This is a genomic window from Chitinimonas sp. (assembly GCF_041904975.1).
Classification (GTDB): Bacteria; Pseudomonadota; Gammaproteobacteria; order Burkholderiales; family Chitinimonadaceae; genus Chitinimonas.
On sequence record NZ_JAYRLZ010000442.1, the window covers coordinates 1 to 1,956 of the forward strand.

The following is a 1,956-nucleotide window of genomic DNA, read 5'->3' on the forward strand; positions in this document are numbered from 1 at the left end:
TCGGCGAAACCGGCAGGGCCGCGTCGATTCTTGCGGCCAGGCCGCGTTGTCATTCGCCGACATGGCCCGCCATGCGGCGCTCGTTCCGCCTTGCTTTGCCGCAAATCTCGACCCGGCGCGACCGGCGACAAAACGTCAACAGAGCCTAGCGGCCAAGGCTGGCATTGAGCAGATTCGCCAAACGCACACCGCCCTTGTACAGCTGTTGCGGCACCAGTTCATCGCCTACAGCCAGGTAATCGGCAGCCAGCGTCAGCTTGTCGCTAATCAGCTTGCCACAGGTCCAGCCAGCCAGCTTGCCGTACACCACGGTCTCGCCCAGCTTGTGCGATTCCTTGATCCAGTCGCTAACGCTGCCGGCCGCCCAGTCGCCGGCATGCGACTGGTAGCGGCCATTGAGCGCGTCGGCGAAGTCAGCCTCCTTCAGGCGGCTGGTGCGCATCGCCTTCTTCACCCAGTAGCCATCCCACAAACTGTGCAGATTGTCGTAATAGCCGAATGACTCGAACACCGGGTTGAGCTTGACCTCATTGCCGCCCTGGTCATGGTTGTTCGACGCATGCAAGGGCTGCTGGATATCGCCGACGATATGCACCACATAGCGCAGCGCCTGTAGCTTGATGCCATCGTGGTTGCCGCCATCGGCCAGCATGGCAAGGTGACGGTTGATCGCCGCCGATGCACAGGCGCCGCCCTGGCAGAACGAGGGCTGCGGTGCATCGCACACTTCCAGATCATCGTAATGCCAGCTGCTCGAGCCGGGCTGCTGGTTACTCAGCATGGGCCGGTGATCATCGAGGTAGGTCGCCGCGGTGGCGAGGCCACCCGCCACATCGCTATTGGCGAGTATGCGCCGCAGCTCGATGCGCGCCTTGTCGTTCAGATGGTGTTCGGCGATCCGCGCCACGATGCGATGACCTTCGTCATGCCAGGCAAATGCCGGAACTGTGGCAAACATCACAACCAAGGCCAGACCAGTGGAGTAAAAACTGCCTGCTTTCATATGACCACGCTTCGCAAACAAAGCGCGGGATATTAACCCATGCGAGCGGAAAGCGGCGCGCACCGATATGCCCTAGTCAGCACCGTCATCCGGCATCGCTCCATGCGTAAAGGCAGGCGCAAACATGCAAGAAAAACTGGCACTGAAGCAGGCTTACACCGACTGGACTGCCCACCAGGCCGAGCAGTTTGCAGACCACGATACCGGCATGAAGCAAGCCATCGGCGGTCAATTCGAGGCGTTTGGCATCATCGAGCGCGAAATGCTCAGGTTTTACGGACTGCCCGATGATGGCTATCTGATCGATATCGGCTGCGGCTCGGGCAGACTGGCCCTGCCATTATCCGTCACCCGCGAAGCGCGCTATCTCGGCACCGATCTGGTGGCATTTGCCCGCAATGCCGCGACGCGCGAAGACTGGCGATTTGAAGTGGTCGAGCGGCTGGAAATTCCGGAAGCCGACAACGTCGCCGATGCCATGTGTTTTTTCAGCGTAATGACACATTTGCTGCATGAGCAAAGCTATCTGTATCTCGAGGAAGCAAAGCGGGTAGCCAAGCCCGGTGGCTTTGTGCTGTTTTCCTTTCTGGAATTCGCCATGGACTTTCATTGGGAAGTATTCCGCAACACGGTCAACGATGCCCGCGGCCAGAACCAGCACCCGCTCAATGTGTTTATCTCGCGCGATGCCATTGCCGCCTGGGCGCGCCATCTGGACATGGAGCTGGTCGATATCCGCGATGGCAGCGAGCCCTTCGTACCGCTGCCGCACCCGGTGACACTGGAAGATGGCCGGGTGATGGAAGGCTTCGGCAATCTCGGCCAGTCGATCTGCGTGCTGCGCAAGTGCGGCGGCTGACCAGCCTGCAATGGTCGTGTAGCAAACGCCCGCTAGCCTAGCTGCCGAACCGCCAAGCGTGGTTTGGCAGATAAAACAGGAGACAGGCGTGATA

2 protein-coding genes are annotated in these 1,956 nt (G+C 60.1%); one reads left to right on the forward strand and one right to left on the reverse strand.

Going from position 1 to position 1,956, the window contains the following annotated elements; all coding sequences use genetic code 11:
• Window positions 1-145: 145 nt before the first annotated feature.
• Window positions 146-1,003 (reverse strand): S1/P1 nuclease, encoded by an 858-nt coding sequence (locus tag ACE3OH_RS21965; protein ID WP_374358349.1) that lies wholly within the window; start codon window positions 1,001-1,003, stop codon window positions 146-148.
• A 124-nt stretch (window positions 1,004-1,127) separates the two neighbouring features.
• Between ACE3OH_RS21965 and ACE3OH_RS21970 the strand changes: the two genes are divergently transcribed.
• Window positions 1,128-1,862 carry a class I SAM-dependent methyltransferase gene (locus ACE3OH_RS21970; protein ID WP_374358352.1) on the forward strand — a complete coding sequence of 245 codons (735 nt, stop codon included), beginning with the start codon at window positions 1,128-1,130 and terminating at the stop codon, window positions 1,860-1,862.
• Window positions 1,863-1,956 lie beyond the last annotated feature (94 nt).